Here is a 23,780-nt window from a genome sequence, read left to right as displayed (position 1 = left end):
CGTGGCTTCGGATTGGGGGAATTCTGTCATCGGCAATCTCCTCGTGTTGATTGCCTAACAGTCTCACCGTTTTACACCGCTGTGGCTATATGGGGTTTATGGAGCGTTAACAAAAAAACTTGATCAATTCTGACAGTCAATTCGTAGAGTTGATCTAAGGCTAAAGCATGACTTTGCACCCTAGAATTGTCCGTTACTCTGAAGCGCCTGGCTACTGTGGAATGGGTCAGGCTATGTTTGATGAAGTTATTCGCCCACTTATCGCGCTAGAAATCCAATACAGTTCGAAATATGTTGGATATGACCGCGTCGACTTGGACGATGCGATTGATGAATTCAAGAGGAGATACGGTAAATCTAGGGGGGCAACTACAAATTTAAATCAAATACAGGAAGCACTAACATGTCAAAAAAATACTCAGGCTTACAGTACGACAAAAAAACAGGTCAATGGAGCGTCGATAAGACCATCAACGGAAAAAGAGTCCGTCAGCGTCTATCGGCAAGCACTCAGAAAGAAGCGGAAATGATGTTTACTCAGATTATTGAGAACTATCTGATAATGGCAAGGCAAAGTCAGGCCGCTACGTTAACTTTTAAAGAAGCAGGTATTCGCTATATTGATAGGTTCCAAGATGAGAAAGACAGTATCGAACGTGATATTACCACTTTAGAGAAGCTTGACCGTTTTATTGGCCATCTGCCATTGAATCACATCCATGATGATACGCTAAAACCATTTATTGATCACGAGCAAGCTAGAAAAATCAAAAGCGGCACTATAAAGCGCGATCTTGCAGTAATAATTCGCATCCTTAATCTGGCGTGCCGATCTTGGCGGAATGAGGCTGGACAACCTTATCTTTCAGCGCCACCGTTACTCACTGTGCCAAATTGGAAGGATAAAGGAGTGCCGTTCCCGCTTGAATGGGATGAACAGCGCAAATTATTATGCCAATTACCCTGGCACCTCAGGTTAATGACCTTATTTGCAGTCAATACCGGACTACGAGATCAAACTATTTGTAAACTCCGCTGGGACTGGGAAAAGAAAGTCCCTGGCCTCAAGACCAGCGTGTTCATGATTCCAGCAGAGTCTGACGATAAAAACACCGGAATTAAGACGAGTGAGAAAAATGATATGGATCAATTGGTGGTACTTAATCGGGTGGCCAGAAAAGTCATTGAAATTCAAAGAAAACGGCGTGAGCCAGGATGCCCTTGGGTTTTTCCAATCAATGGTGAACCGATATCTAAAATGGGTGATTACGACTGGCAAAAAGCTTGGAAAAAAGCTGGATTGCCCGTTACCGATGGATTACTACGGGGGCCGCATAACCTCAAACATACTTTTGGTAGACGGTTGATCTCTGAAAAGGTACCCAAAGAATCGCGCCGTGAGCTTCTGCATCATAAATCCAAAGATGTGACCGATGTTTATTCTGAGGCAGACATATTGACGCTACTTGAGTATTTGGAGAGGATCGTTAAACCTAAGGCCTATATTTTACTTCGCCGAATCGCTGCTTAATTTAATGAAGCATATGTTATCGAGCATCCTGCTATCGCCGTGATGCTCGACAGTCCTCTTTTATTTGGCTTGATTTTCATCATATATTAGCCAATCATACGCTCCGCAACAGCAAGGCACGAATACTCTTACACAGGAGAGTTCGATGTCTAAAAATTTACCCGGATTGCAATACGATAGGGCGACAGACGCTTGGAGTATCGACAAGCGTATCAAGGGACATGGTCGTATACGGCAGCGTCTAACGGCAAAAACGTCGGAAGAAGCTGAAAAGCAGTTTTTCCTAACGATTGCTCAGATTCAATGCGAGGTCACTCGCCGCGAGGAAGGCATTATGACGTTTCAGGAAGCAACGGCTCGTTATCTTGATGAAACGCAGAAACGCAGTTTGTATCGCGATCGAGATTCGTTACGATTTGTCGCTCCGTACATCGGCGATTTGCCTTTAGCGAATGTCCATATGGGCACCTTGCAAGGATTTATTAATGATCGACGAAAAGCTGGTATCTCCAGTAGCACGGTCACGCGTGATCTGACAATCGTTCGACGAGTCTTAACGCTGGCTGCTCGATCTTGGCGTAACGAAAACGGCCAGCCTTATTTAAGTTGTCCACCGATGTTCGAAATGCCGGATTGGGAAGATGCGGCTAATCCTTATCCTCTTGACTTTGAGGAGATGGAACGTTTGTTAAAAGCGTTACCCGATCATCTGCGTACGATGACCATTTTTGCGGCTAATACTGGCTTGCGTGAGCAGGGAGTGTGTTGGCTACGCTGGGATTGGGAAGTAGTTGTGCCGGAATTGGACACCAGCATCTTTATTACGCCTTGGCGAAAAAAGCAATATGCCGATGGCGAATGGCCGGGTGAGAAGAATAAGGAAGATCAATTGGTGGTGTTGAATTCTACGGCGAAAGCCATCATAGAAATTCAATGGCAAAACCGCCAAGTAGGTTGTCCATATGTTTTTCCGTACCGTGGTAAGCGAATTACCCGGTTAAATAATTCGGCGTGGAAAAAGGCATGGATAAAAGCGGGGCTGCCAGTTTGTGATGACTATACACGTGGGCCTCATAACTTGAAGCATACGTTTGGTCATCGTCTGAGGGTTGCAGGGGTTTCATTGGAAACGCGCAAGAAATTGCTGCATCACACGAATGGCGATATCACGACGCATTATTCGCCAGCGAGTGTGGCAGAGCTACTGGAAGCTGTTGAAAAGATTGTTCACCTAAAACCGGTGTCGATCTTGAGAAGGGTGATTTAAGTGAAGCTTGGAAAAGTTACCACAACGGCCTTAATGGGCTGGATTGACACTAAAAAAAGTTACCACAAAAATTACCCAGCAACTGGCAGGCATAAAAAAACCACTTACCCGGCTAGAGTTAAGTGGTTGATTTTACTATCGTTCGATGGTGGGTCGTGTGCGATTCGAACGCACGACCATCGCATTAAAAGAGCAGAGAATTGCGCTTTAAACTCCGTGAAACTCTGCATAATCAATAAGATAGCATACTTTTCAAGTAAAGAAAAGTAGTGTGCACTAGTTTCGAGGAGCTTAAAGGAGTATCAAGTTGCGCACTATTTGTGCACTAAAATGCGATGCTCGAAAAATGCGATGACTAGAAACTGCTCTAAGAACCAGCGGTTGTGCACTGCGGAACATTGAATGAAAATGATGCGCAAATCGACGCAAGTCACATAGTCTATATGTTAGCGCTATCAATCATGCTAATGACAAAGTCTTATTCAAAATCAACCTTGGCTTTATAATCGTAGATATATTCCTGTTAGGGCTTGGAATAATGTCGGTTGCCAATATGCTATTTCAAGCTATATAGAAACAAAGTGAAAGATATGGGGGTTACATGCATTTCGCTATCGATTTACCAGATGAATTGGGCAAGCAAGTATTGCAACATCCTAACGTGCAAGAGTTTGTACAAACCGCCATTGAAAAGCTGTTACTGGAGGAGAAGACTCTCAAACATAAGGAAATCCCGCCCAAGACCCGATCATTGATTGGTTTGATGAGCGATTCAGGGATTGACGAAGCTGATTATAAAAAGCACCTTGAGAGCAAATATATTTAAGCATGAAAATTTTATTTGATACGAATGTTGTCCTAGATGTTCTGTTGGACCGAGCGCCGCACTCGGAAGCAGCGATTGAACTGCTGGGTATGGTTGAAACTAAGATGCTTGATGGTGCTTTATGTGCCACTACCATTACCACAGTGGATTATCTAACCACCAAAGCTAGAGACCGTTCGACATCAAGAAATGCAATCAAATGCTTGCTCGATTTATTTACAATTGCCGACGTAAACACCTCAATTTTACGGTCTGCGTTAGATTCTGAATTTACTGATTTTGAAGATGCCGTTCTTTATTACTCTGGTGTTGCGCTCGGTGTAGATGGTGTAGTAACAAGAAACGTTAATGACTTTGGCGCAGCAACGTTGCCAGTTTATTCCCCCTCTGAGTTGCTAAGCCAGATTGGTTCCTAGAGGAAAGTTAACCAACAACTACTGCCTACGCTCTCAAACATAAGAAGGTTCCTCCCAGTATCTGGTCGTTGATTGTTTCGATGGGCATATCGGGACTGGACGATGCTGACGTGAGAAACATCTAAAGTAATCCGAAATTGAAACCTAAAGCTCTTTCAGTAGCTATGGTGACTGTAATAGCTATTTTGAAGAAACAGGAGGCAGCACATGAGAACACTGACATCGCTAGACGCTCAAAACCATTTCGGCGAACTAATTGATACGTCACAACGAGAACCAGTACTAACACTCGTCGAGGCTGTCCTGTTTCAGTTGTTTTATCAACTACTGGCGACTCAGCAACAACACTGCTTCAAATGATGAAGCTAATGGGCGAATTGTCACCGCTTCGAGGTGAAGCCGTATCTAAAGCTTATGAGGCTTATTGCCAAAAAGTTGGTAATGCCGCTGCAGACGATGGCTTAACGGAAGAAGATGTAACGACATTAGTTCATGCCAGTCGGTAAATCGAATCGGATTTTTTTGACACGAGTTTGGCGATTAGTGCGGCTACCCTACCAAAGTCAGTTTCAGCAAAAGCTTTTTCGTTAGCATTAAAAAACTATCAGCTCGTTGCCTCTGACTCGACACTGGCCGAACTGGTTGAAGTCATATAGCATACGCTGCTACGCCTTTCAAAGCGTGGCGTTTGTAGGCTTGCAGCCGTTGCAGCCGTTGCAGCAAGAATACTCGGTATTGTCGTGCAGCAGTATCAGGGAGTTCTTCATCATTGCTCACAATTGCACTAAATGATTGATATTCTTCGCTTGATAGATTAAATTCATCCCCTGCTTTCGCTTCCAAAAAACTCTCGACCTCCTGCTTCTGACCGAATATCAGTGCATTGAAATCAACGATCCCGGGATTTTCCGGCAGATAACCGTATGCTGTGATATCTGCGTCGATGGACTCTAAACGGCCGGATTTAACGAGTGCAGTAATCCTATTAGGCGTAGATCGAAAATACATCGCCAATCCCACTGCAAGCTCTCTGTTACATCAAATGATATAGCTTTCCCTTGGTCCAGTTGGCTAACTTGTTTAGGGGCAATTCTGAGCAGGGTTAACATTTTTTTGGTATCTGTCAATTCACTCGCAACAACCGAATTGAAACTATAAAAATTCCAAATCAGTACCGCACAAAAACAACACATAAAGTTTCGAAAAAGGCGCCTTGAATTCACTACTAAATTCTCATGAGAATTAATCCGCAGTATGCTTTTGAAGTCAGGATTTTTGCTTGTCCAAATTCGTCTGGAGTAAAAAAGCGATTTGGTTGATACACATAGACTGCTCGGTAAACATATCGCATCGTCCTGCCAATTTCTATCACCGACAAAGGTAATGCGCGAAAACTGATTCTCAGTCATGGGTAAAAACCGGTAGTTTCCTAAATAGGCTAATGGCTCCAGCCGCTAAAATCATCTAATTCAACCAAAACTCGAAAAGTAACATTCGAGGTATTTTCCTAGGTTCAGCGGTGTTGAATTGAATTGTCATCGCTGAAACCGAGAAAAAATCGCTGTTTAATGGGTGTTTCTAGTCCTTCATTAAGGATATACTAATATATCTCTTATACGCATTGCCTTAGCCAAATCTTGTATCCCTGCTAGTTATCCCCTCAGCCGGGCCGATGATTCCGCTTTGCATGATGCAAAGGTTCGATTTTAACCCCGTCATCAGGATTTCCAGGTTTGCTATCCATTTCAAGCAAGAGTCTTTTCATGAAAAAAACAGTTTATTTACTGTGGTCCGCCGGTTTTGTCCTGCTGGTAGGTTTAATCATCCATCAAGGCGCCGCCGATGTTGTCAAAGCGCTTGCCGCCGCCAGTTGGGGAGTCGTTTTAGTTATTGCTTACCGGTTAATTCCGATGGCTGCGGAAACCGTCAGTTGGCGAATATTATTACCGCATTATCATCGGCGCCCGTTTACCGAGCTGCTCTGGATGCGCTGGATAGGCGATGCGATCAATACCCTGATGCCAGTGGCGCAAGTCGGCGGTGAGTTGGTTCGTGCCAGGCTGCTCAACAAGGCAGGGACGCCCGGTGCCTGGGCTGGAGCCAGTATCGTGGTGGACATCACCACCGGCGTGCTGACGCAAATGATATTTGCCTTATGCGGAGTCGGGCTGTTGTTGTACCTTGGAATCGGAGGAGATGCGGTGCAGGGAATCACGATTGGCATCGGGCTTTTCACGCTGCTGATATTTGGATTTTATTTGGCTCAACGAAGCGGCATGTTTTTATCATTAAGCCGGGTACTGGAATGGATTGCCGGTGACCAAGACTGGCTGTCGCAACTGACATCCGCGGCCGAGCTCGATCGGACTGTGACCCGTCTGTATCGGCGGAGGGGTCGTTTCATCAAAGCTTGTCTCTGGCGGCTGCTGGCTTGGACGCTCGGTGCCGGGGAAGTCTGGTTGGCGCTTTATTTTCTCGGTAATCCGGTTTCTCCGGCCGAGGCCATCATGTTTGAGAGTCTGGGCAATGCAATCCGCTCTACCGCCTTTTTGATCCCTGGCGCTTTGGGAATCCAGGAAGGAGGGTTTATCTTGCTAGGGTCTTTCATCGGTTTGAGCGCCGAAACCGCACTAGCCTTGTCGTTGATCAAAAGAGTTAGAGAATTAGTTCTCGGCCTGCCAGGCTTATTATCCTGGCAGATCCCGGAAGGGAAGCGATTTTTCAAACGGGCGACCGAATCGGTTTGACGTAGACCATTTTCTTGATTACGTAGAAGTATCAGCCAAATTGTGTGCCGAATAGATTGTATAAGACTATGAAATACAAGGTGGTTGTGACGAGCAAGAACAAAGTCCAATTCCAAAAAGGCATCAGCTTGAGTGCATTTCATGAATTATAGGGGCGTGAGTAACAATGTCGGGCGGCAGTCGGTGTATTTACCGACTGGATTTCGTTTTCCTAAATGCGGCAGTACGCGCTATTGTTAAATTCATAGTCGCAATGTATACCAATGCCACTGGTGCCATCATCAAACCTCGCTGCTATCGGGAACGATCTAGGAACAAACCAAACTCCCGCTTACGAAATGGTTTAGGGATATACCTGACCATGCAAGTGATGCTGGAATGGGAACGGCGGCAACCGTTGCCAGGACGTATTGAACTGGATGATGTCTATTGGGGGCGGCGAGAAACGAGGTGGTCAACGAGAGCGTAGCAGCGCTAGCAAGACACTGTTCGTGGCCGCCGTCGAAATGAGTGGGGAAGATTAGCCAGTTCGAATGAAATTGTATCCGGTTAAAGGCTTTCAAAAAAAGGGAAATTCGGCGTTGGAGCGAGCGGCAACTGATATCAGGCGGTTATATCGTGGCGGATAGTTTACCTCCTTTTAATGGTTTAGAGGCCGCTGGCTTACAGCAGGTCGTCATCGTGACAGCTGATTTGATGGCAGCAATCTGATCAATTCCCGCCACCATTGGATCTGCACGATGATATATAGAAATGAAAACAAAACAGATGTTGAGCAAAAATTTCTTATGTAGCTGAGAATTTGTCAGAATGTACACAATTACCTAAATAGCTAATTAGTCATGCTCACTTAGCCAGTCAACTTGACGTGCTAGTAGGCGCAAGTTAGTCTTGTTGTCAGCTTTTTATCCTTAGCGCTATTGCATATCCCGGAAAGGAGAATACATCGCACATTCATTTTTCCGATCATCGAATCGCTAACCTGGACTAGACAGGGTCAATTTCAAGGAAATGTCATTTTAATGAGCTATCGTTCAATTTGATCCTCCACCTTGTACGTATCGATCACATCCTTGTAGGCTACACAGAGTTTTACGTGAGGGGTTCAAAACTACTGAAAATCAATTTCGATAGTTTGATTTTGAGTGAATTCCGTGTTTTTATGTAATAAGGACGCGATATTACTAGAGGGAAAAGGAAGCCGGCGGCAATGAATTAGACTGCCGCTAAGAAAAACGGGGGGATCAACCAAGTGGGCTCGCGAAGCTGAACGTGAGCTGAAACAAAAATTATTTGGAGGTAAATATGCCCAAGTTTATTTATGTTTTCTTAACTATTCTGAGTATTGCCGGATTTTCGGCTTCGTCGTTTGCAGAGCCTTCAAAAATCGATGGAACGATTACCCTCAACGTTGGTTCCGTAGCTGCAGGTGTCGGCTGGACTTGGGGAGGGGGTGTAATGACTTTCGAGGGAGTTGAACATCACTTCGACATTAGTGGTCTGAGTTTGGCGGATGTCGGCATTTCCGAGTTTTCCGCAGCTGGGATCGTGTATAACTTAAACGAGTTGAAGAACTTCGAAGGCACCTATCACGGCGTGAAAGCGGGCGCCACTATCGCCGGTGGCGTAGGGGCGATAGCGCTTAAGAACGATCGTGGGGTGGTGCTTGAACTGAATGGAAGCGGAGAGGGCTTGAAATTCGCTCTTGGTCCACAGGGTGTAACTATCAAGCTTAAGGATTAGTCTTGTTGCAGGATGAGTTCGCTAAGGTTGCCTCAGCTTTTTAGACGGACTCATCCTGATTCTCTATCATACATATATAAGCTGGCATTAGGTCTTGTAATCAAGTATGCAAGACCGTAGCTCCGGCTAGCATACCCTAATCGGTACTACAAGGGCACAATCGTGACATCTTGTCGGGTCGTATGAAGATATCTGCTAGTACGCCATATGGGAAGTAAATCATGAATAGAACCAAATTATTGCCATCGACAGTAGTCGATATAGTCCTGATAACAATCTTCCTGAGCTTTGCTTTTGGCTGTACGAAGACTCAAGAAACAACGCCTGAATCTTCTGAAACGAAGGCTCAAGAAGCGCATCAGATTCCTGCAGGTTTCAAGGGCAAGATCGAATTGGATATCCGCAACTCCGAACCCGATTGGAGTCTGTATACGCCTAAAAGAGCACCGGAAGGTGCGCCGAATATCTTGTTTATTCTATACGACGATACAGGGCAAGCGGCTTGGTCTCCCTACGGAGGCAGAATCAACATGCCCACTCTGGATAAGCTTGCGAATGAGGGCTTAACCTATACTCAGTGGCACACGACAGCTCTCTGTTCGCCGACCCGGTCGACAATCCTGACTGGTCGCAATCATCATCTGAACGGCATGGCAGCGATTACCGAAGCGGCGACCGGCTTTCCCGGATCGATGGGCCGCATTCCCAAACAGGCGGCCACAATCGCAGAAATCCTTAGGGATGGGGGGTGGAGTACATTCTGGATCGGCAAGGACCACAGTGTACCCGAGCAGGATGTTTCGTCGGGAGCAAGTAAGGATTTATGGCCTACTCAGATGGGATTCGATCGCTTCTATGGCTTTTTGGGTGGCGAGACTAACCAGTGGTATCCTGATCTAGCAGAAGACAACCGCTTCATCGAACAACCTTACACTCCCGAGGAGGGGTATCACCTTTCCAAAGACCTGGCTGACCAAGCGATACGAATGCTGCGTAACCAGAAGGCAAGCAACCCTTCGAAGCCGTGGTTTATGTGGTTCAATCCGGGGGCAAACCATGCGCCGCATCATGCTCCTGAGGAGTATATCGCCAAATACAAGGGCAAATTCGACGACGGATATGAAGCCTATCGGGCGTGGGTTTTGCCACGGATGATCGAACGCGGTATCCTGCCCCAAGGCACCCAGCTTACTCCGATCAATCCACTGCCCGAGTCAGTGGCTAATCCGGGGGATGCCGTTCGACCCTGGGATTCGCTTTCTGCAGACGAAAAGAAACTTTTCGCACGCATGGCGGAGGTTTATGCCGGCTTCTCGGAGTACACCGATGCTCAAATCGGGCGAATCATCGACTACCTTGAAAAAACCGGGCAGTACGAAAACACGCTCATTTTCTATGCCGCGGACAACGGCGCGTCAGGAGAAGGCAGCCCCGACGGCTCGGTTAACGAGAATAAATTTTTTAACGGCTGGCCGGACAGCATGCAGGAAAACCTGAAGTATATGGATGTGTTGGGCAGCCCGGCTACCTATAATCACTACCCCACCGGATGGGCCGTGGCGTTTTCGGCGCCTTATAAAATGTTCAAGCGCTATTCCGAGTATAACGGCGGAACCGCCGATCCGTTAGTGGTTCATTGGCCCAAAGGGATCAAAGCTAAAGGTGAGGTGCGTAACCAGTACCACCACTCCACTGACATCGTCCCGACGATTTTGGAGGTCACGGGGCTCTCCATGCCCGATGTGTACCATGGTGTAAAGCAGTACCCGCTGTCAGGCGTTTCAATGCGTTACAGCTTTGACGCCCCAGCCGACGGACCAACACAAAAGCACCGGCAGTACTACGCCATGCTTGGTACGCGCGGTATTTGGGAGGACGGCTGGAGCGCCGCTGCCGTTCATGCCGCGCTCTCAAATAAGGGTCATTTCGACCTGGACGAATGGGAACTCTACCACGTTGCAGAGGACCGTTCCGAATCTAAAAACTTGGCCAAAGAGAATCCGGAGAAACTGCAGTCTTTGATCAAGGCATGGTCGGAAGAGGCGGAAAAGAATTTCGTATTGCCGCTGGATGATCGTTCCGCAAGGGAGATTCTCAACGACCCTAGACCCTCGGCAGAACCTCCCCGCGAACGCTATGTCTACTACCCGAATACCGCCCCAGTGCCCGAAGGCGTCGCGGTCAACGTGCGCGGGCGCTCATACAAGATACTCGCCAACGTCGAGATTGAGAAGAATGCAGATGGGGTGATTTTCGCGCACGGATCTCGGTTTGGTGGTCATTCGCTCTTCATCAAGAAAGGAAAGCTGTACTACGTCTACAATTTCCTGGGCATCAAGCCGGAACAGACGTTTGTTAGCAAGGCACAGCTCAAACCGGGCAAGTACACGCTAGGGATGGAATTCATTCGGGAATCCGCAGGCGAGAATGGCGAGTCGATTGGCACGACCAAGCTCTACGTGAACGACAAAGTTGTGGCTGAGGGTCCAATGAGAACCCAGGCCGGCAAGTTTACTCTATCGGGTGATGGGCTATGCGTAGGCTATGACAGCGGTGATGCTGTCAGCGAGCAATACAAGACTCCCGGAACCTTTAAAGCCGGAACTATCTTCGGAGTTGGAGTGACTGTCGAGAAAGAGCAGTATCTTGATCTGGAGCAGGAAGCCAAAAGGGCACTTCTTGTAGATTAAGAAATAAAAGACCGTAGCAAAACCCGCAGGAGCGTTCCGATATCGTCATGAGCAACTATATCGAGCGCGCCTGGGGACTTGTCGTGGGAACCGCAAACATTTTTCAGCAAAGCTAAATTGGAACAGCCGGCCCCTAACACGCTGACGTCCAGAGTAACCCAGAACTGAGATAACACGAAATCAGGGCGGTTGGTTTTATGGGCATGATCATGACGCACGGCGCAGCCGGGAGCCGACAACGAATGACGTAAAGCCAGCGTATCGTCGATGACCAAATTCAGCGTTTGCAAAGGCAATACCGACTGCATCAAATGCAATAGTGCTTGTGCCAGAGGCACAATACGGAGGCGACCACGTTCGATCAATTTATAATAGGTCGTCCAGTCACAGCGGCGATAAATAGCGCCAATGGCGCGTGTCACCCAACCTTCAGGCGATAGCAAGCAGGCACAGAGTAACTCAATGAAGGTGGCACGTGAATGGACCGGAACAGTTTGTAATAGAGCATTGATCCACTGCGACAGACAAACGCGGCTATGCGTGAAAGCGACATGTAGGTACCTGGAGCAAATAAATGCTCCCTGGGCGGCAGCGCAGCGCCGTCGCCCTGTCAAGTATTCTTTGTGTTCTTTGCAAAATTGGCCGGCATGAAAAAGCCGTCGGCCCTTCGGGCCCGACGGCTGATTGTCTAAACTTCAGTATTGACAATAGAAAGGCCGGTTAATTTTGTAGAGCGGTCATGCAGAATAGCGAGTGTAAGTTTCGCTGAGTCGGTATACAAGCTTAATGCTGAGTGCATAGGTTATCTTGGCTAAGTGCCCGCAAATTATTCACCAACCCCTTTAAATAAATGCGACAAATATTCATCTAATTTATTGATCTATCAATTGCTGATAATCTGTGTGTTTAAAGACTTCTTTAGCAATATTTATTGATCGTGAGCGAACAAACATGAAGCACATACTTATTCTTGGCGCCACCGGGCAAGTAGGACAAGAGTTGCTGAAGTTAGCGTTGCAACATTCTGAAGTCTCGCGCGTTACGGCACCCACACGCAAACCTTTGGCTCCCGACGGCAAACTAGATAACCCGCTAATTGATTTTGAAGCATTGCCAATGGATGCACCCTGGTGGAAAGCCGATTTGGCAATTTGTGCATTGGGGACTACACTGCGCCAGGCCAAATCCAAGGCTGGATTTTACCGCGTCGATCACGACTACGTTCTCGCGGCAGCCGAATTAGCCCGGCACATGGGAACGCCGATTTTTGGGTTTGTTTCTTCCTTGGGTGCAAACCCATCATCTAGCTTGTTTTATTTACGTGTCAAAGGCGAGACCGAACAGGCTCTTACCGATTTGGGATTTAGTTCATTGGTGTTGATCAGACCCTCATTGCTGATTGGCGGCCCGCGATCCCAGGGTAGACTGTTGGAGTCCGTTGGGTTATTGCTAGGCAAATACCTCGCTGCATTATTGCCCAAGCACTATCGCGCGGTTACTACAGCACAGGTAGCACATAAGTTGTTCGAAACCTGTTTCCATGCTTTAGAGTGTCGGCAGGTGATCGAGTCGGAAAACATCTAAGCATTCAGTCTTTCATTAGCCGGGGAAAATCCATGAAAATCAGAAAAGCCTTTCTAATTTTCGCTTTTGCGATGGTGTCGATTATTGCCTTGCTGTACGGAGTCTCGCCGCAATGGTTTACTCGGACGTTTCTAGATATGCCGCAATTGGATCCGAACATCGCCCACATCCTCAGAGCCGTCATGGGGCTTTATCTAGCTCTAGGAATATTCTGGCTGTATGCTGCATTTAACGATCAATACAGAAATATCGCAGTGTTGACAACGGCGATTTTCGCCGGTGGATTGGTGCTTGGCAGAATCTTGAGTTTTTTTATCGAGGGGCAACCCGCGCCATTATTGATTTTTTATATCGGTGCAGAGTTTCTGCTGACACCAATTGCGCTTTGGATTTTCTGTTTGGATGATTAGCTTGACGGAATTCCATTCGGCGTTGATCATGCTGCTTAAGAAGGAAAGCCTACAACTGCCAAACATGATTTAGAGCATTACACGCACCTATCGTAGGAACCTATGAAAAGGTTAACCCCATTTCCGGATTTGCCATGGATAATTTAATTTTGTTTAGCGCACTATTAATCTAACGCTTATATTACTGAAAACACCAACGCAAAAGAGAATTCCAGCTTTAGAGAATTGCTACATATGTTAACCATCGAGGAGAGTTTCTATGTCATTTAAACGTTTGATATATTTGAGTTTAGCGAGCACTTTCATTTCGCCTATTGTTCATGCGCAAGTGACAGAGCAAGACTTTGTAGCTAAAACTACGCAAAATTTGATCAATCTTTGTACGGCGTCACCGCAGGATCCAAATTACCAAAAAGCGATTCATTTTTGCCAGGGATATTTGATTGGTGCCGTTCATTTTCATCTGTCAGAAACTGCTGATAAGCCTCAGTTTAAATTATTCTGCTTGCCCGAACCTAGGCCGTCACGCAATGAGTCTATTGATCAGTTTATAGTTTGGACAAAACAACATCCCGAGTACATGAATGAACTGCCGGTAGATACAGAATTCCGGTTTTTAACCGAAAATTGGCCGTGTGCAAAGTAACGCGATTTAGAGAGGAATTACAATGAAAAAGCAAGTCATTTTAATTGCCACAGTTTTAATGCTTTTAACGGGTTGTGCTGGGATGTCAGATACCCAACAACGTACTGTCACCGGTGGTCTGGGAGGCGCGGCGGCAGGAGCTGCAATCGGCGCCATGGCGGGCAATGCAGGCATGGGAGCGGCAATTGGCGCTGGAGTGGGAACCCTAGGCGGATTTTTGTGGGGCAAACATAAAGAATCCGAGCAGCGGGCCTACCAGCAAGGCCGTCGTGACGCTCAATCGGGACATTGATTAAGCGGCTTTAATTTCTTAAAAGGAAAAATATCACTACTGGCAATCTTTAAGGAGAATCGATGCAAAACCCTTTCAGTATAATTATTTACGCCCTGGCGTTCGTATGGATCGTTGGATGTACAGCCGACCCCGTTCAACCACCCAACCCTGCTCCGGAGCCGATTGCGTCTGAACCGACTGCACCTCAGTCAGAAAGTCAACGCGAACCGGAACCAACCTATGTCATTGAGCCTGAGGCAATAAAAGCATTGGATGACATGGGAGGTTATCTAAGATCGTTGAAAGCCTTTCGAGTACATTCAGAAAATTCTCGCGACGAAATACTCGATTATGGCCAAAAGATAATGGTCGATAATCAGTCCGTTATGACTGTGCAAGGTGATGATCACTTGCATATTGCCAACAAGAATGCATTTAAGGATATTGATCAGCAATTTTTCTTCAATGGGCAAACTTTTACTATTTACGGCAACAAAAATAAGTTTTACGCCTCATTCGAAGCCCCTGGTAGTATTCGGCAACTTTTGGACGAGGCATGGAATCAGTTTGGCATTGAAATTCCTTTAGCTGATTTGTTTCGCTGGGGTAAAGATAAGGACGTTGAAGCCGATATTTTGGCAGCGACCTATTTGGGACCGGACGAAGTTAATGGTAAGTCCTGTAATCATTATGCTTATCGTAATAAAGATGTGGATTGGCAGCTTTGGATAGAAAATGACGCTACTCCGCTTCCATTGAAATTAGTAATTACCAATACGCTGGATCCCACCCTGCCTCAATTTATTTCGATGATGAAGTGGGAACTGAACCCTAGGATCAAATCTAATATATTTACCTATGTACCCACTAAAGATGCACAGAAAATTGAGTTTGCCGTGATTGAAACAACTGCGGAAAGTGATGGAGAAGCAAAATATGAAGCTAAATAAGGGTTCCGATTGGTTTTTATCAGCCGCGCTGTGTGGCATATTGTTCTGTTCAGCCTTGGTGTCACCGAGCGATGCCTATGCTAGGGGAGGCGGTAGGAATATATCCAGATCGCATGTAAATAATTTCAACCGAGGCGGTGCGAATAATTTCAATCGCAATGTCGGCGTCAACCGTAATCAAAATTTAAACGTTAACAGAAACGTTAACGCTAATGTCAACGTCAATCGTAATGTGAATGTGCATGGCGGTTACTATGGAGGTGGTGGTTATTATGGCAGACCGTATTATGGAGGCGTCAGTACCGGCGCTGCTGTCGCTATCGGCCTTACCGGGTTGGCGGTGGGAGCGATGATTGGCGCATCGCAAGTGCCGTCGTCTGGTTGTACGACAGTGATGGTTAGAGGCATTGGCTATCGACAATGCGGCAGCACCTGGTTACAACCACAGTATGCGGGTTCGCAAGTTAATTATGTGGTGGTCAATTCGCCTTATTAATTAGACTTCAGCTTACAAAACATTTCCCAGGGAAGGGGAAGGATTTAAAGCGTAAATCTTATACTTAACTAGAAGTGTTTAGGACTTGGCAAAAAAAACTGATTCTCTTACTCTATTGGAGGCTGCCGATATTTTAAGCTTTGAAGCGGCCAGCTCGCCTATAGACCTCTACGAAACATTCTTGGCGGTTATGATAATAATTAGAGATCCAGCTAATGTAAGTAATAAGTGTGTTCTATCACTGTTACCAAAGCTAAAAAATAGAGGATCATTGTTTAAATAATCTATGGTCGCTATCTTCTGATGATCTACCAAACTCTATTGGGAGTGTTGCTTATCTCAATACATTTCTTGGTGGACAATACCAGAATACAGTTAGTTTAGTTGAAAAGCAGCTTGCCCAACAACCTGCGGAACCCTTAGCCATCTTGACAGCCGACAAACTCTCGACAATGGGGTATCTGCAAGAGATAAACGTTTTATAGAGCAAATTCTTTCCCTTTTATGCCGTTTTTTAGCACACGACAAAGGGAGCGATACGGATTCAAGTATCAGCATATGCAATTTTGTTCTATTGAAAGACCTTCCCATATACACTCAAATCGGAGTTGACTTATATATGAATAAACAAAACAAGCATATCGCTGGGCTAGGCGTGTTACTTAGTGCGATCCTTCTTGCTGTAGGGTGTTCGACAGTTAGAACGGAATCCAATGACCTAAAAGCGAATGTAGTGGAGCCAGCTCCGGATGCGGGTTTCATTGAGCATCCGGAACGGCAAATTAAACCTACAGATTTGCCTTTTCAAAAAGTATGGGTCAAACCAGGGCTTGATTTATCAGCATATAAGAAGCTAGTCGTATCACCGGTCAATACGCAACACATGATGGAAATGGACTGGTTACACCAGCTCAGTTCTGCGAATTTGTTGAATAACGTCAAAGAAGATATTGAAGAGTTGGCTGTGTATTTTAGAAACCAGGTAATCAACGAATTCAAAAATGACCCCAATCATCGTTTTGAGTTGCTCGAACTTGGTAATCAACATAGATTGCCTGCGTTGCGCCTAGAACTGGCATTGATCGAAATCGATCCGTCCCAGCCCGTATTGCATGCGGCCGGTTGGCTGACCCTAGGCGGAGGCACCGCCGCCGGTGCGATCAATCAGCGTAGAGCTGCTTTTGAAGGTCGTTTGCGTGACTTGCAAACCGGCGAAGAAGTCGCCACTTTCGCGGATCGGGATATGCAAGATGTGGGGCCGCTCGATTTGACTAGACTGACTTGGTATGGTCCGGCTAAAGGCATTATGGATAGATGGGCTAAGCAATTTGTGGAAATCGCCAATCGTAAACCAGGCGAGACGGTGACCGATCCAACCCCGTATACGTTGATGCCTTTTTAATGGATGCAAATATTCATCCGATACTCATTTGACTTTAGAATTGAGCTAAAAAGTAGTCTGCGCGACTGGTTTGCAACTTTGCAAGGCGAAAGCGCGCCAGCCCGCTTCGATTAGCGAAGCGTAATCGGAGAAATGATATTCGAAACATTCGTGCTATTCCGCTTTGCTAACAATATCTACGGCCCTGGTGGAGGGTGTAAAGGTTGTCTTTCCCTGATAATACTGCTACATAAAATAGCAGGATTTTAAGGATTAATACGGTGACACCAGAGCAATAACCTTACCCACCAAACCGCTCGTGGTCGACTACAAGGATGCAGGAGTTAGAGCAACGCATGTACAGTTACCGAGGGCTTAGGATTAGGAAATAAAAAATTCCCGATATTCGTTGTCGGGGCGATTTTAATCGCCTTGGTGAATAGCTTTGCCCCTACATAATATTCTGGAAACCCGCGGAAACTTATTTGTCACCATATCCTTAACGATTATTGATTATAGAAGATAGAGCGAACCCACTACTTCGCTCATCTCCTGAAAAGTCAAGCCTCTTTATTTTGGAAAAAGCAACTGCACTTGGAAACGCAATGACCAGTCAGCACCCTGGTCCGGACGATCTGCATGATAAAAAGCCTGTAATTGAGTGTTCACCGGCAATTTGCCAATTTTGAACAACTTTCCGGCACCTCCACCGACAGGCACCGTCCATTGGTTACGTCCAGAAGCCTCCCAGTTTGCTGTTATGATCGGCGAAGAAACCAAATACCAGCCATCTGCAAGGTTATAATTCACGAAAGGTTGCATTAAAAACTGGTTGACGTCTGCCCGGTTCGAAGGCCCGGCGAAAGACCAGATATTATTGACCAACGCCCCTGCTACCCAAGGCCCATCCATAAACAAGCCTACGGCTGCTGGGCCGATGCCCCATTTCTCCGCGCCGAGTTCGTCCTGAGTGGCGGTCCGCAACAAAAAAGTCGGCCCCACGCCCCAGATAAACTTACCCCCTCCTCGCGGCGAGAGGAAAAACGTCGGATTAAGGTCGCCGATGCCGAAATTACTACTGTCCGCATCGTAACGGGGTTGATCGATAATCGGTAATATGGTCCGGGTGATCAAATTCCAATCATCGTTAAGTTTAAAAGGCAAAACCGGCTGAAGGTTACCCACATACTGGGTATTGTCGTAGGGTCCCGTGTTGAAATTAAAATTGTTCTGCAAAGGCACGCTGATAAGATCAGCAACCGGGTTTTGAGTTTGTTTAGCCAAGGAGCTCGCATCGTTTTCTTCCGCAAACACGTTGGCGGCAAATCCTATTGCAATGATTGTTACTCGAGCGATAAATAGAAAATTCGGAGACATAATCCGGCCCTATCTGATAAAAAATACAATTGCCAGGAGCGCCGGCTTTTTTTCCGAAAACTTTTGGAAGATTCGAGCAACCGAAAGTGGCAAAAAATACGGCAACGACTGTTGCTTTCGTCAGCCCTTGTCGTCTGTGGTGGCATAAATTGTTTTTTAACCCTCCGACTGCAGCGGTGGCTCGACATGGCCATTCGCTGCAGCCGGTAATTAGTTGCCGTAGCGCTTTGCAACGCTACAGCAAGCTATTGGATTAACCGCCCGAGGTGTCAGCAGGTTTATCCATTTCGAATGGATTCTTCTTGGCTGGTGTCGCCGGCACTTTTGGTTTGGTGCCAGGAAGCAGTTCAAAGTCGGGCCTGAATCGCACTATAGCGCTACGCAGGACATCGAACGGTCTACGGTTACCGTCGAACCTTGCCTTGCCTTCAGTAATCAATTGATCGAAGGTTGCCGTACCACCCATCACGCGTTCCAGATCGCTACGGTTAACGGTAATGGTCAGGTCTGCTTGCTTCGACTGTTGGCCTTGAAGGTTGGTGAGCACCGAATTGCTCAGTTCGATAATGAACTTCTCGTCGTTGTCCGGGGTGACCAAATTGATGACGTAGTTTTGACCGGCGACTTTGCTGCTATCCATACTGATGCCTAGGAAGTCCAGCCACAGTTCGGTCGACATGCCCCGGATGGTGTCAGGACCGGTCGTCGAAGGCGGTGTGCCGGCGGGCATGCGGTTTCGTAGCTCATAGGCCGCACCAAGAAAGCTGTTGCGTACGCTGGGGCTCTCCTTCTGATAGCCAATCTGCTCGAATACGTCGGCTAGCAGGTCCTTAGCTTTTGTATTCTCAGGTTCTGCGTAGACTAGCTTGTTCAGAATTTCCACCGCTGCGAAGTATTGGCCTTGGTCGTAAAGCGCCTTGCCCTTGGTCAGGATCTTATCGGCGCCACCCATCATTTCCACATACAGCGGTGCGGAATCTCTTGGGGACAGCGGCATCAACGTGGCAGGGTTGGCATCCCAGTAACCCAGATAGCGATTCAGCACAGCACGGCTGTTGTGCTCTTCCGAGCCATGATAGCTGTGCGCCGCCCATTGTTGCCTGAGGCTGTCGGGGAGCTTATAGACATTGTGTATTTCGTTGATGGTTACTCCGAGGTTGGCCTGATGCAGTACCTCATTATTCAGATGGGCATAGACGTCACGCTGGGTACGCATGACCTCCTGAATGCGCCCAGTACCCCAGCGTGGCCAGGTGTGCGCCGAAAACATTACCTCTGCCGTTTGTCCGTAGCGGTACAGAGCGACGTTAATGTGTTTCGACCAGACCGATGCATCCCGCACCAAGGCTCCGCGCAGGGTGTAAATGTTGTGTATGGTACCGGTGATGTTCTCCGCAGCCCAAAATGTCTTCAAATCGGGGAACCAGGTGTTCATCTCCGATGGAGCTTCGGTGCCTGGTGTATTCTGGAACTCCATGCGGACACCGTCGATCGTCAGCTCTTCAAAGTCCTTCTCGATGTACCGGGTAGGCTCGATCAGGCCAGTCGTTCCGGACGCGACGTTCTTGCCGATGGACTGGTCCACGTGGCCGAAGGGACTGCGTGGCAGCAATACGCCATACTGAAAGTACATTCTGCGATTCATGGCATTGCCGGCGTAGACGTTCTCGGCAATAGCATGTTCCATGAAGCCCACGGGGGCGATAACCGGCACTTTGCCGCTTTTCACATCAGCCTCGTCAACCACGCCTCGCACCCCGCCATAGTGGTCGCCGTGAGAGTGTGAATAGATCACGGCCACCACCGGACGCTTTTCAACTTTCTCATTGATAAAGTCCAGGGCCGCTTTTGCGGTTTCTTTGCAGGTTAGAGGATCGATCACGATCCAGCCGGTGTCACCCTTGATGAAGCTGACGTTGGCCAGATCATAACCGCGGACCTGGTAAATCTTGCCGGGTACCACTTCGTACAGGCCGTAAGCCATGTTCAGGACAGCCTGGCGCTGTAGCGACGGGTGGATACTGTCGTGTTGCTTGTCGTCCAGCAGCCATCCGTAGCTGGCCATATCCCAGGCGACATGCCCATCCTCGGCCTTGATCTGCTTATAAGGTGGCGCAGCGATGAAACCCCTTTTGGCCTCCTCGAAATCGCGCTTATCGTCGAACGGTAAGCTTTTGCGCAGACCGTTCTGCAGCTCAACAGTAAACTTAGACGGCGCTTTTCCCTTCCGATCGAAATGACCCGATGGGGCTGCTGAAGTCGTACTACCTCCGTCGTTTGTGGTTGCGCAGCCAACAATCGTTAAAGCCGTTGACAAAAACAATCCGACCTTTCCTGGTATCTTTTTGTATTCCATGTATTCTCCTTTCTGGGATATGTAATAGTGTTATGGATAAGTACCTAGCGGAAAGCTAACCCGCTTTTACTAACGCGTCAAGTTGGTTGAATAGTTCACATGGTCAATTAACTATGTAATTAATTGTTTATATACTGACAAATTCTCAGCTATACAACAAGGTCTTACTCAGCATCTGTTTTTTCATTTCCATATATCACCGTACATAAGCAATAGTGGCCGGAAAGGATCAGATTGCCATTCAATCAGTTAGCGCCATAGACAGCTTGGGGTCGCTATGGATAGCTTAACATAGCGACCCCAAGCGGCCTGTCAGATAGATTTTTCGCAATTGCAGCAAGTTGGCGAAGAGCAGACGTTTGAAAAACGCTTAAGCACTTGTTGCTGCAGTCTAGGCGTTGAATTTATCGAAACCCGATTATCATGTCAAAACCGTATAATTTCCCGTTTAAAACTATTGAGGTTTCAGGCGTGGATTGACTTAAATCATCACTCTAGTTTATAAGGTATGCAGACATAGATACTAGCTTGCCATCTAGAAACGTAAGGAGAAGCATGATGATACACAAATCATTCTTACTCCTCGCAGTACGCGGCCTGCTCATGTTGCCCATATGCACCTGGCTCGTAACCGCCTGTGTACCGGTGTCGGATACGGCGACCTTGGCGAGGGATGACCAACAGAATCCCAACGCGGCGGGTCGAGACGAAGTTGATCTCATGCGCGGCTTCAAGGGCAAGATTGAACTGGATACCCGAAATTCCAAACCGGATTGGACGCCCTTCCTTCCCCCAAAAGCTCCTGAAGGCGCACCGAACATCCTCTTTATCCTGTACGACGACACGGGCCAGGCGGCCTGGTCTCCCTACGGCGGTCGCATCAGCATGCCGACACTCGACAAACTCGCCGCCGACGGGTTGACCTTCACCAACTGGCATACCACCGCCCTGTGCTCGCCGACACGCTCCACGCTGCAGACCGGCCGCACCCACTGGATGAACGGGTATGCCAATGTCGCCGAAGGTGCGGAGGGATTCCCGGGCTACAGCACCCGCTTTCCCAAAGAGGTAACGACCATTGCCGAAGTGTTGCAGGCCAATGGCTACGCCACCTTGTGGCTCGGCAAGAACCACAATGTGCCGGAAGTTGACGTGGCCCCGGGCGCGTATCGCGGCGAGTGGCCGTTGCAGAAAGGGTGGGACCGCTTCTACGGCTTCCTCGGCGGCGAGACCAACCAGTGGTATCCGTTCCTGACCAAGGACAACGATTTCATCGAACAGCCGTACATGCCTGAGGATGGCTACCACCTGTCCAAGGACCTCGCTGACCAGGCAATCGAGATGCTCCGCAACAAGAACGCCTCCAACCCGTCCAAGCCGTTCTTCATGTGGTTCAATCCTGGTGCCAACCATGCGCCGCACCAGGTGCCCAAGGAATGGATCGCGAAATACAAGGGCAAATTCGACGACGGATACGACGCCTATCGCGCATGGGCCACCAAGCGCATGAAAGAGAAGGGCATCATCCCCGAAAATACCGTCAACACCGCCGTCAATCCTCTTCCGAAAGACGTGGCCAACGCACTGGATTATGTACGTCCCTGGGATTCCCTGAACGACAAGGAAAAGGAGCTCTTCAACCGTATGGCAGAGGTCTTTGCCGCCTATTCCTCCTACACGGACCATCAGATCGGTCGTGTCATCGACTACTTGAAGGAAACAGGCCAGTACGAAAACACCATCATCCTCTACGCTGCCGACAACGGTACCTCCGGAGAGGGCTCGCCCAATGGTTCTGTGAACGAGAACAAGTTTTTCAACAGCTTTCCGGACAGTCTCGAAGATAACATGAAGTACATCGACAAGCTGGGCGGCCCCGACACCTACGAACACTTCCCAACCGGCTGGGCCGCGGCCTTCTCGGCACCGTACAAATTCTTCAAGCGCTACTCAGAGTACGAGGGGGGTACAGCGGATCCGCTGGTTATCAGCTGGCCCAAGGGCATCAAGGCACGCGGCGAGCTGCGCCACCAATACCACCATTCGACGGATATCGTGCCAACCCTGCTCGAGATCACCGGCCTCGAGATGCCGAAGGTCAATCACGGCGTGAAGCAGTACCCGCTCTACGGTGTTTCCATGGCCTACACGTTTGATGCCAAGCCGGACGACCCGACGAAAAAACGTGTTCAGGTCTACGAGATGTTCGGCACACGGGGCATCTGGAAGGACGGCTGGCAAGCGTCCTCCGTGCACGTACCGCTGGGCGGTAAGGGCCACTTCGACAAGGACGAATGGGAGCTCTACAACATGGAGGAGGACCGCTCGCAGTCCAACAACCTCGCCGACAAGTACCCGGACAAGCTGAAGGAGCTCAAAGACCTCTGGATGGAACAGGCGAAAGAGAACAATATTCTGCCGCTGGACGATCGCCTTGCTGTAGAAATTATTACAACCCCGCGCCCCACCGGGGAACCTCCCCGCGACACCTACAAATATTACCCGGATACGGAACCTGTACCGGAAGGCGTAGCGGTCAACGTGCGCGGTCGTTCGTATAAGATCCTTGCCAACGTCGAGATCACCGACAAAACCGAAGGCGTGATCTTCGCGATGGGCTCACGCTTCGGCGGCCATTCGCTGTTCATCAAGGACAAGAAGCTCTACTACGTGTACAACTTCCTCGGTATCAAGCCCGAGCAGGTGTTCGAATCCGACGTGACGCTGAAGCCGGGTAAATACACGGTGGGCATGGAGTTCGAGAAGACAGGCAAGGGCGAACATGGCGAGACCCTGGGCGAGACCAAGCTCTATGTCGACGACAAGGTGGTGGCTTCCGGAAAGATGCGCACCCAGCCGGGCAAGTTCGCCTTCTCCGGTGAAGGCCTCTGCGTAGGATACGACAGCGAAGACGCGGTGAGTTCACTGTACAAGGCTCCTGCCAAGTTCACCGGCGGTACCATCCAGGGCGTAGGCGTATCGGTAAAGGGAGAGCCCTACATGAACCTCGAAGGCGAGGCCAAGCGCATGATGATGCAGTGGTGATCTAACCGCAACCAAAGCAGAAAAGCCACCCGTTTGGGGTG

At 48.2% G+C, this 23,780-nt stretch carries 21 protein-coding genes; 17 read left to right on the top strand and 4 right to left on the bottom strand.

Features of this window, described 5'->3' with window-relative positions; genetic code table 11:
• Positions 1-403 precede the first annotated feature (403 nt).
• The 6 genes from ACW73I_RS09480 (at position 404) to ACW73I_RS09455 (ending at position 4,546) form a co-directional block, all read left to right on the top strand.
• On the top strand, positions 404-1,531 hold the full coding sequence (locus ACW73I_RS09480; protein WP_458029041.1) for a tyrosine-type recombinase/integrase: 1,128 nt from the start codon (positions 404-406) through the stop codon (positions 1,529-1,531).
• Between the two features lie 145 nt (positions 1,532-1,676).
• Positions 1,677-2,798: a tyrosine-type recombinase/integrase gene (locus ACW73I_RS09475; protein ID WP_458029040.1), complete on the top strand. Its 1,122-nt coding sequence runs from the start codon at positions 1,677-1,679 to the stop codon at positions 2,796-2,798.
• A 601-nt stretch (positions 2,799-3,399) separates the two neighbouring features.
• The gene (locus tag ACW73I_RS09470; protein ID WP_458029039.1) at positions 3,400-3,624 is read left to right on the top strand and encodes a hypothetical protein; all 225 of its coding nucleotides are present in this window, start codon (positions 3,400-3,402) and stop codon (positions 3,622-3,624) included.
• 2 nt (positions 3,625-3,626) lie between these two features.
• Complete coding sequence (locus tag ACW73I_RS09465) at positions 3,627-4,040, top strand: type II toxin-antitoxin system VapC family toxin (RefSeq protein ID WP_458029038.1); 414 nt, start codon at positions 3,627-3,629, stop codon at positions 4,038-4,040.
• A gap of 207 nt (positions 4,041-4,247) precedes the next feature.
• Positions 4,248-4,400 (top strand): hypothetical protein, encoded by a 153-nt coding sequence (locus ACW73I_RS09460; protein WP_458029037.1) that lies wholly within the window; start codon positions 4,248-4,250, stop codon positions 4,398-4,400.
• Between the two features lie 8 nt (positions 4,401-4,408).
• Positions 4,409-4,546 (top strand): hypothetical protein, encoded by a 138-nt coding sequence (locus tag ACW73I_RS09455; protein WP_458029036.1) that lies wholly within the window; start codon positions 4,409-4,411, stop codon positions 4,544-4,546.
• Positions 4,547-4,688: 142 nt separating this feature from the next.
• On the opposite strand, the gene ACW73I_RS09450 is transcribed toward ACW73I_RS09455, so the two are convergent.
• Positions 4,689-5,060 carry a hypothetical protein gene (locus ACW73I_RS09450; protein WP_458029035.1) on the bottom strand — a complete coding sequence of 124 codons (372 nt, stop codon included), beginning with the start codon at positions 5,058-5,060 and terminating at the stop codon, positions 4,689-4,691.
• A gap of 743 nt (positions 5,061-5,803) precedes the next feature.
• On the opposite strand from ACW73I_RS09450, the gene ACW73I_RS09445 reads away from it, so the two are divergent.
• The 3 genes from ACW73I_RS09445 to ACW73I_RS09435 all read left to right on the top strand — a co-directional run bounded on the left by ACW73I_RS09445 (position 5,804) and on the right by ACW73I_RS09435 (position 11,220).
• Positions 5,804-6,787, top strand: coding sequence for a flippase-like domain-containing protein (locus ACW73I_RS09445; RefSeq protein WP_458029034.1), 984 nt, complete (start codon positions 5,804-5,806; stop codon positions 6,785-6,787).
• A gap of 1,305 nt (positions 6,788-8,092) precedes the next feature.
• Positions 8,093-8,530 (top strand): hypothetical protein, encoded by a 438-nt coding sequence (locus ACW73I_RS09440; RefSeq protein WP_458029033.1) that lies wholly within the window; start codon positions 8,093-8,095, stop codon positions 8,528-8,530.
• Between the two features lie 221 nt (positions 8,531-8,751).
• Positions 8,752-11,220, top strand: coding sequence for an arylsulfatase (locus tag ACW73I_RS09435; RefSeq protein WP_458029032.1), 2,469 nt, complete (start codon positions 8,752-8,754; stop codon positions 11,218-11,220).
• On the opposite strand, the gene ACW73I_RS09430 is transcribed toward ACW73I_RS09435, so the two are convergent.
• On the bottom strand, positions 11,217-11,642 hold the full coding sequence (locus ACW73I_RS09430) for a hypothetical protein (RefSeq protein WP_458029031.1): 426 nt from the start codon (positions 11,640-11,642) through the stop codon (positions 11,217-11,219). The two genes, ACW73I_RS09435 and ACW73I_RS09430, sit on opposite strands and share 4 nt — an antisense overlap.
• A 529-nt stretch (positions 11,643-12,171) precedes the next feature.
• Here ACW73I_RS09430 and ACW73I_RS09425 point away from each other — a divergent pair.
• The 7 genes from ACW73I_RS09425 to ACW73I_RS09395 all read left to right on the top strand — a co-directional run bounded on the left by ACW73I_RS09425 (position 12,172) and on the right by ACW73I_RS09395 (position 16,982).
• Complete coding sequence (locus ACW73I_RS09425; RefSeq protein WP_458029030.1) at positions 12,172-12,804, top strand: hypothetical protein; 633 nt, start codon at positions 12,172-12,174, stop codon at positions 12,802-12,804.
• Positions 12,805-12,836: 32 nt separating this feature from the next.
• Positions 12,837-13,214 (top strand): DUF4345 domain-containing protein, encoded by a 378-nt coding sequence (locus tag ACW73I_RS09420; protein ID WP_458029029.1) that lies wholly within the window; start codon positions 12,837-12,839, stop codon positions 13,212-13,214.
• 259 nt (positions 13,215-13,473) lie between these two features.
• Positions 13,474-13,860 (top strand): Rap1a/Tai family immunity protein, encoded by a 387-nt coding sequence (locus ACW73I_RS09415; RefSeq protein WP_458029028.1) that lies wholly within the window; start codon positions 13,474-13,476, stop codon positions 13,858-13,860.
• Positions 13,861-13,882: 22 nt separating this feature from the next.
• Positions 13,883-14,152, top strand: a complete 270-nt coding sequence (locus ACW73I_RS09410) for a YMGG-like glycine zipper-containing protein (protein WP_458029027.1) — start codon at positions 13,883-13,885, stop codon at positions 14,150-14,152.
• Between the two features lie 62 nt (positions 14,153-14,214).
• Positions 14,215-15,084: a DUF2092 domain-containing protein gene (locus ACW73I_RS09405; protein WP_458029026.1), complete on the top strand. Its 870-nt coding sequence runs from the start codon at positions 14,215-14,217 to the stop codon at positions 15,082-15,084.
• Positions 15,071-15,580 carry a hypothetical protein gene (locus ACW73I_RS09400; protein WP_458029025.1) on the top strand — a complete coding sequence of 170 codons (510 nt, stop codon included), beginning with the start codon at positions 15,071-15,073 and terminating at the stop codon, positions 15,578-15,580. The genes ACW73I_RS09405 and ACW73I_RS09400 overlap by 14 nt, the downstream gene beginning before the upstream one ends.
• Before the next feature lie 619 nt (positions 15,581-16,199).
• Positions 16,200-16,982: a DUF3313 family protein gene (locus ACW73I_RS09395; RefSeq protein WP_458029024.1), complete on the top strand. Its 783-nt coding sequence runs from the start codon at positions 16,200-16,202 to the stop codon at positions 16,980-16,982.
• 549 nt (positions 16,983-17,531) lie between these two features.
• Here ACW73I_RS09395 and ACW73I_RS09390 read toward each other — a convergent pair.
• Together ACW73I_RS09390 and ACW73I_RS09385 are read right to left on the bottom strand one after the other, a co-directional pair.
• Positions 17,532-18,338 carry a hypothetical protein gene (locus tag ACW73I_RS09390; RefSeq protein WP_458029023.1) on the bottom strand — a complete coding sequence of 269 codons (807 nt, stop codon included), beginning with the start codon at positions 18,336-18,338 and terminating at the stop codon, positions 17,532-17,534.
• A gap of 253 nt (positions 18,339-18,591) precedes the next feature.
• Positions 18,592-20,694 carry an alkyl/aryl-sulfatase gene (locus tag ACW73I_RS09385; protein WP_458029022.1) on the bottom strand — a complete coding sequence of 701 codons (2,103 nt, stop codon included), beginning with the start codon at positions 20,692-20,694 and terminating at the stop codon, positions 18,592-18,594.
• Positions 20,695-21,249: 555 nt separating this feature from the next.
• Between ACW73I_RS09385 and ACW73I_RS09380 the strand changes: the two genes are divergently transcribed.
• Positions 21,250-23,739, top strand: a complete 2,490-nt coding sequence (locus ACW73I_RS09380; RefSeq protein WP_458029021.1) for an arylsulfatase — start codon at positions 21,250-21,252, stop codon at positions 23,737-23,739.
• Positions 23,740-23,780: the final 41 nt, after the last annotated feature.

This window comes from Methylomonas sp. MgM2 (genome assembly GCF_054172045.1).
The sequence above is the reverse complement of the archived record's forward strand: the minus strand, read 5'-3'. Positions and strand labels throughout refer to the sequence as shown.

Coding starts and splice junctions, on each gene's coding strand:
- ACW73I_RS09480 (WP_458029041.1), top strand. CDS start 404: ATGTCAAAAAAATACTCAGGCTTACAGTACGACAAAAAAACAGGTCAA.
- ACW73I_RS09475 (WP_458029040.1), top strand. CDS start 1,677: ATGTCTAAAAATTTACCCGGATTGCAATACGATAGGGCGACAGACGCT.
- ACW73I_RS09470 (WP_458029039.1), top strand. CDS start 3,400: ATGCATTTCGCTATCGATTTACCAGATGAATTGGGCAAGCAAGTATTG.
- ACW73I_RS09465 (WP_458029038.1), top strand. CDS start 3,627: ATGAAAATTTTATTTGATACGAATGTTGTCCTAGATGTTCTGTTGGAC.
- ACW73I_RS09460 (WP_458029037.1), top strand. CDS start 4,248: ATGAGAACACTGACATCGCTAGACGCTCAAAACCATTTCGGCGAACTA.
- ACW73I_RS09455 (WP_458029036.1), top strand. CDS start 4,409: ATGGGCGAATTGTCACCGCTTCGAGGTGAAGCCGTATCTAAAGCTTAT.
- ACW73I_RS09445 (WP_458029034.1), top strand. CDS start 5,804: ATGAAAAAAACAGTTTATTTACTGTGGTCCGCCGGTTTTGTCCTGCTG.
- ACW73I_RS09440 (WP_458029033.1), top strand. CDS start 8,093: ATGCCCAAGTTTATTTATGTTTTCTTAACTATTCTGAGTATTGCCGGA.
- ACW73I_RS09435 (WP_458029032.1), top strand. CDS start 8,752: ATGAATAGAACCAAATTATTGCCATCGACAGTAGTCGATATAGTCCTG.
- ACW73I_RS09425 (WP_458029030.1), top strand. CDS start 12,172: ATGAAGCACATACTTATTCTTGGCGCCACCGGGCAAGTAGGACAAGAG.
- ACW73I_RS09420 (WP_458029029.1), top strand. CDS start 12,837: ATGAAAATCAGAAAAGCCTTTCTAATTTTCGCTTTTGCGATGGTGTCG.
- ACW73I_RS09415 (WP_458029028.1), top strand. CDS start 13,474: ATGTCATTTAAACGTTTGATATATTTGAGTTTAGCGAGCACTTTCATT.
- ACW73I_RS09410 (WP_458029027.1), top strand. CDS start 13,883: ATGAAAAAGCAAGTCATTTTAATTGCCACAGTTTTAATGCTTTTAACG.
- ACW73I_RS09405 (WP_458029026.1), top strand. CDS start 14,215: ATGCAAAACCCTTTCAGTATAATTATTTACGCCCTGGCGTTCGTATGG.
- ACW73I_RS09400 (WP_458029025.1), top strand. CDS start 15,071: ATGAAGCTAAATAAGGGTTCCGATTGGTTTTTATCAGCCGCGCTGTGT.
- ACW73I_RS09395 (WP_458029024.1), top strand. CDS start 16,200: ATGAATAAACAAAACAAGCATATCGCTGGGCTAGGCGTGTTACTTAGT.
- ACW73I_RS09390 (WP_458029023.1), bottom strand. CDS start 18,338: ATGTCTCCGAATTTTCTATTTATCGCTCGAGTAACAATCATTGCAATA.
- ACW73I_RS09385 (WP_458029022.1), bottom strand. CDS start 20,694: ATGGAATACAAAAAGATACCAGGAAAGGTCGGATTGTTTTTGTCAACG.
- ACW73I_RS09380 (WP_458029021.1), top strand. CDS start 21,250: ATGATGATACACAAATCATTCTTACTCCTCGCAGTACGCGGCCTGCTC.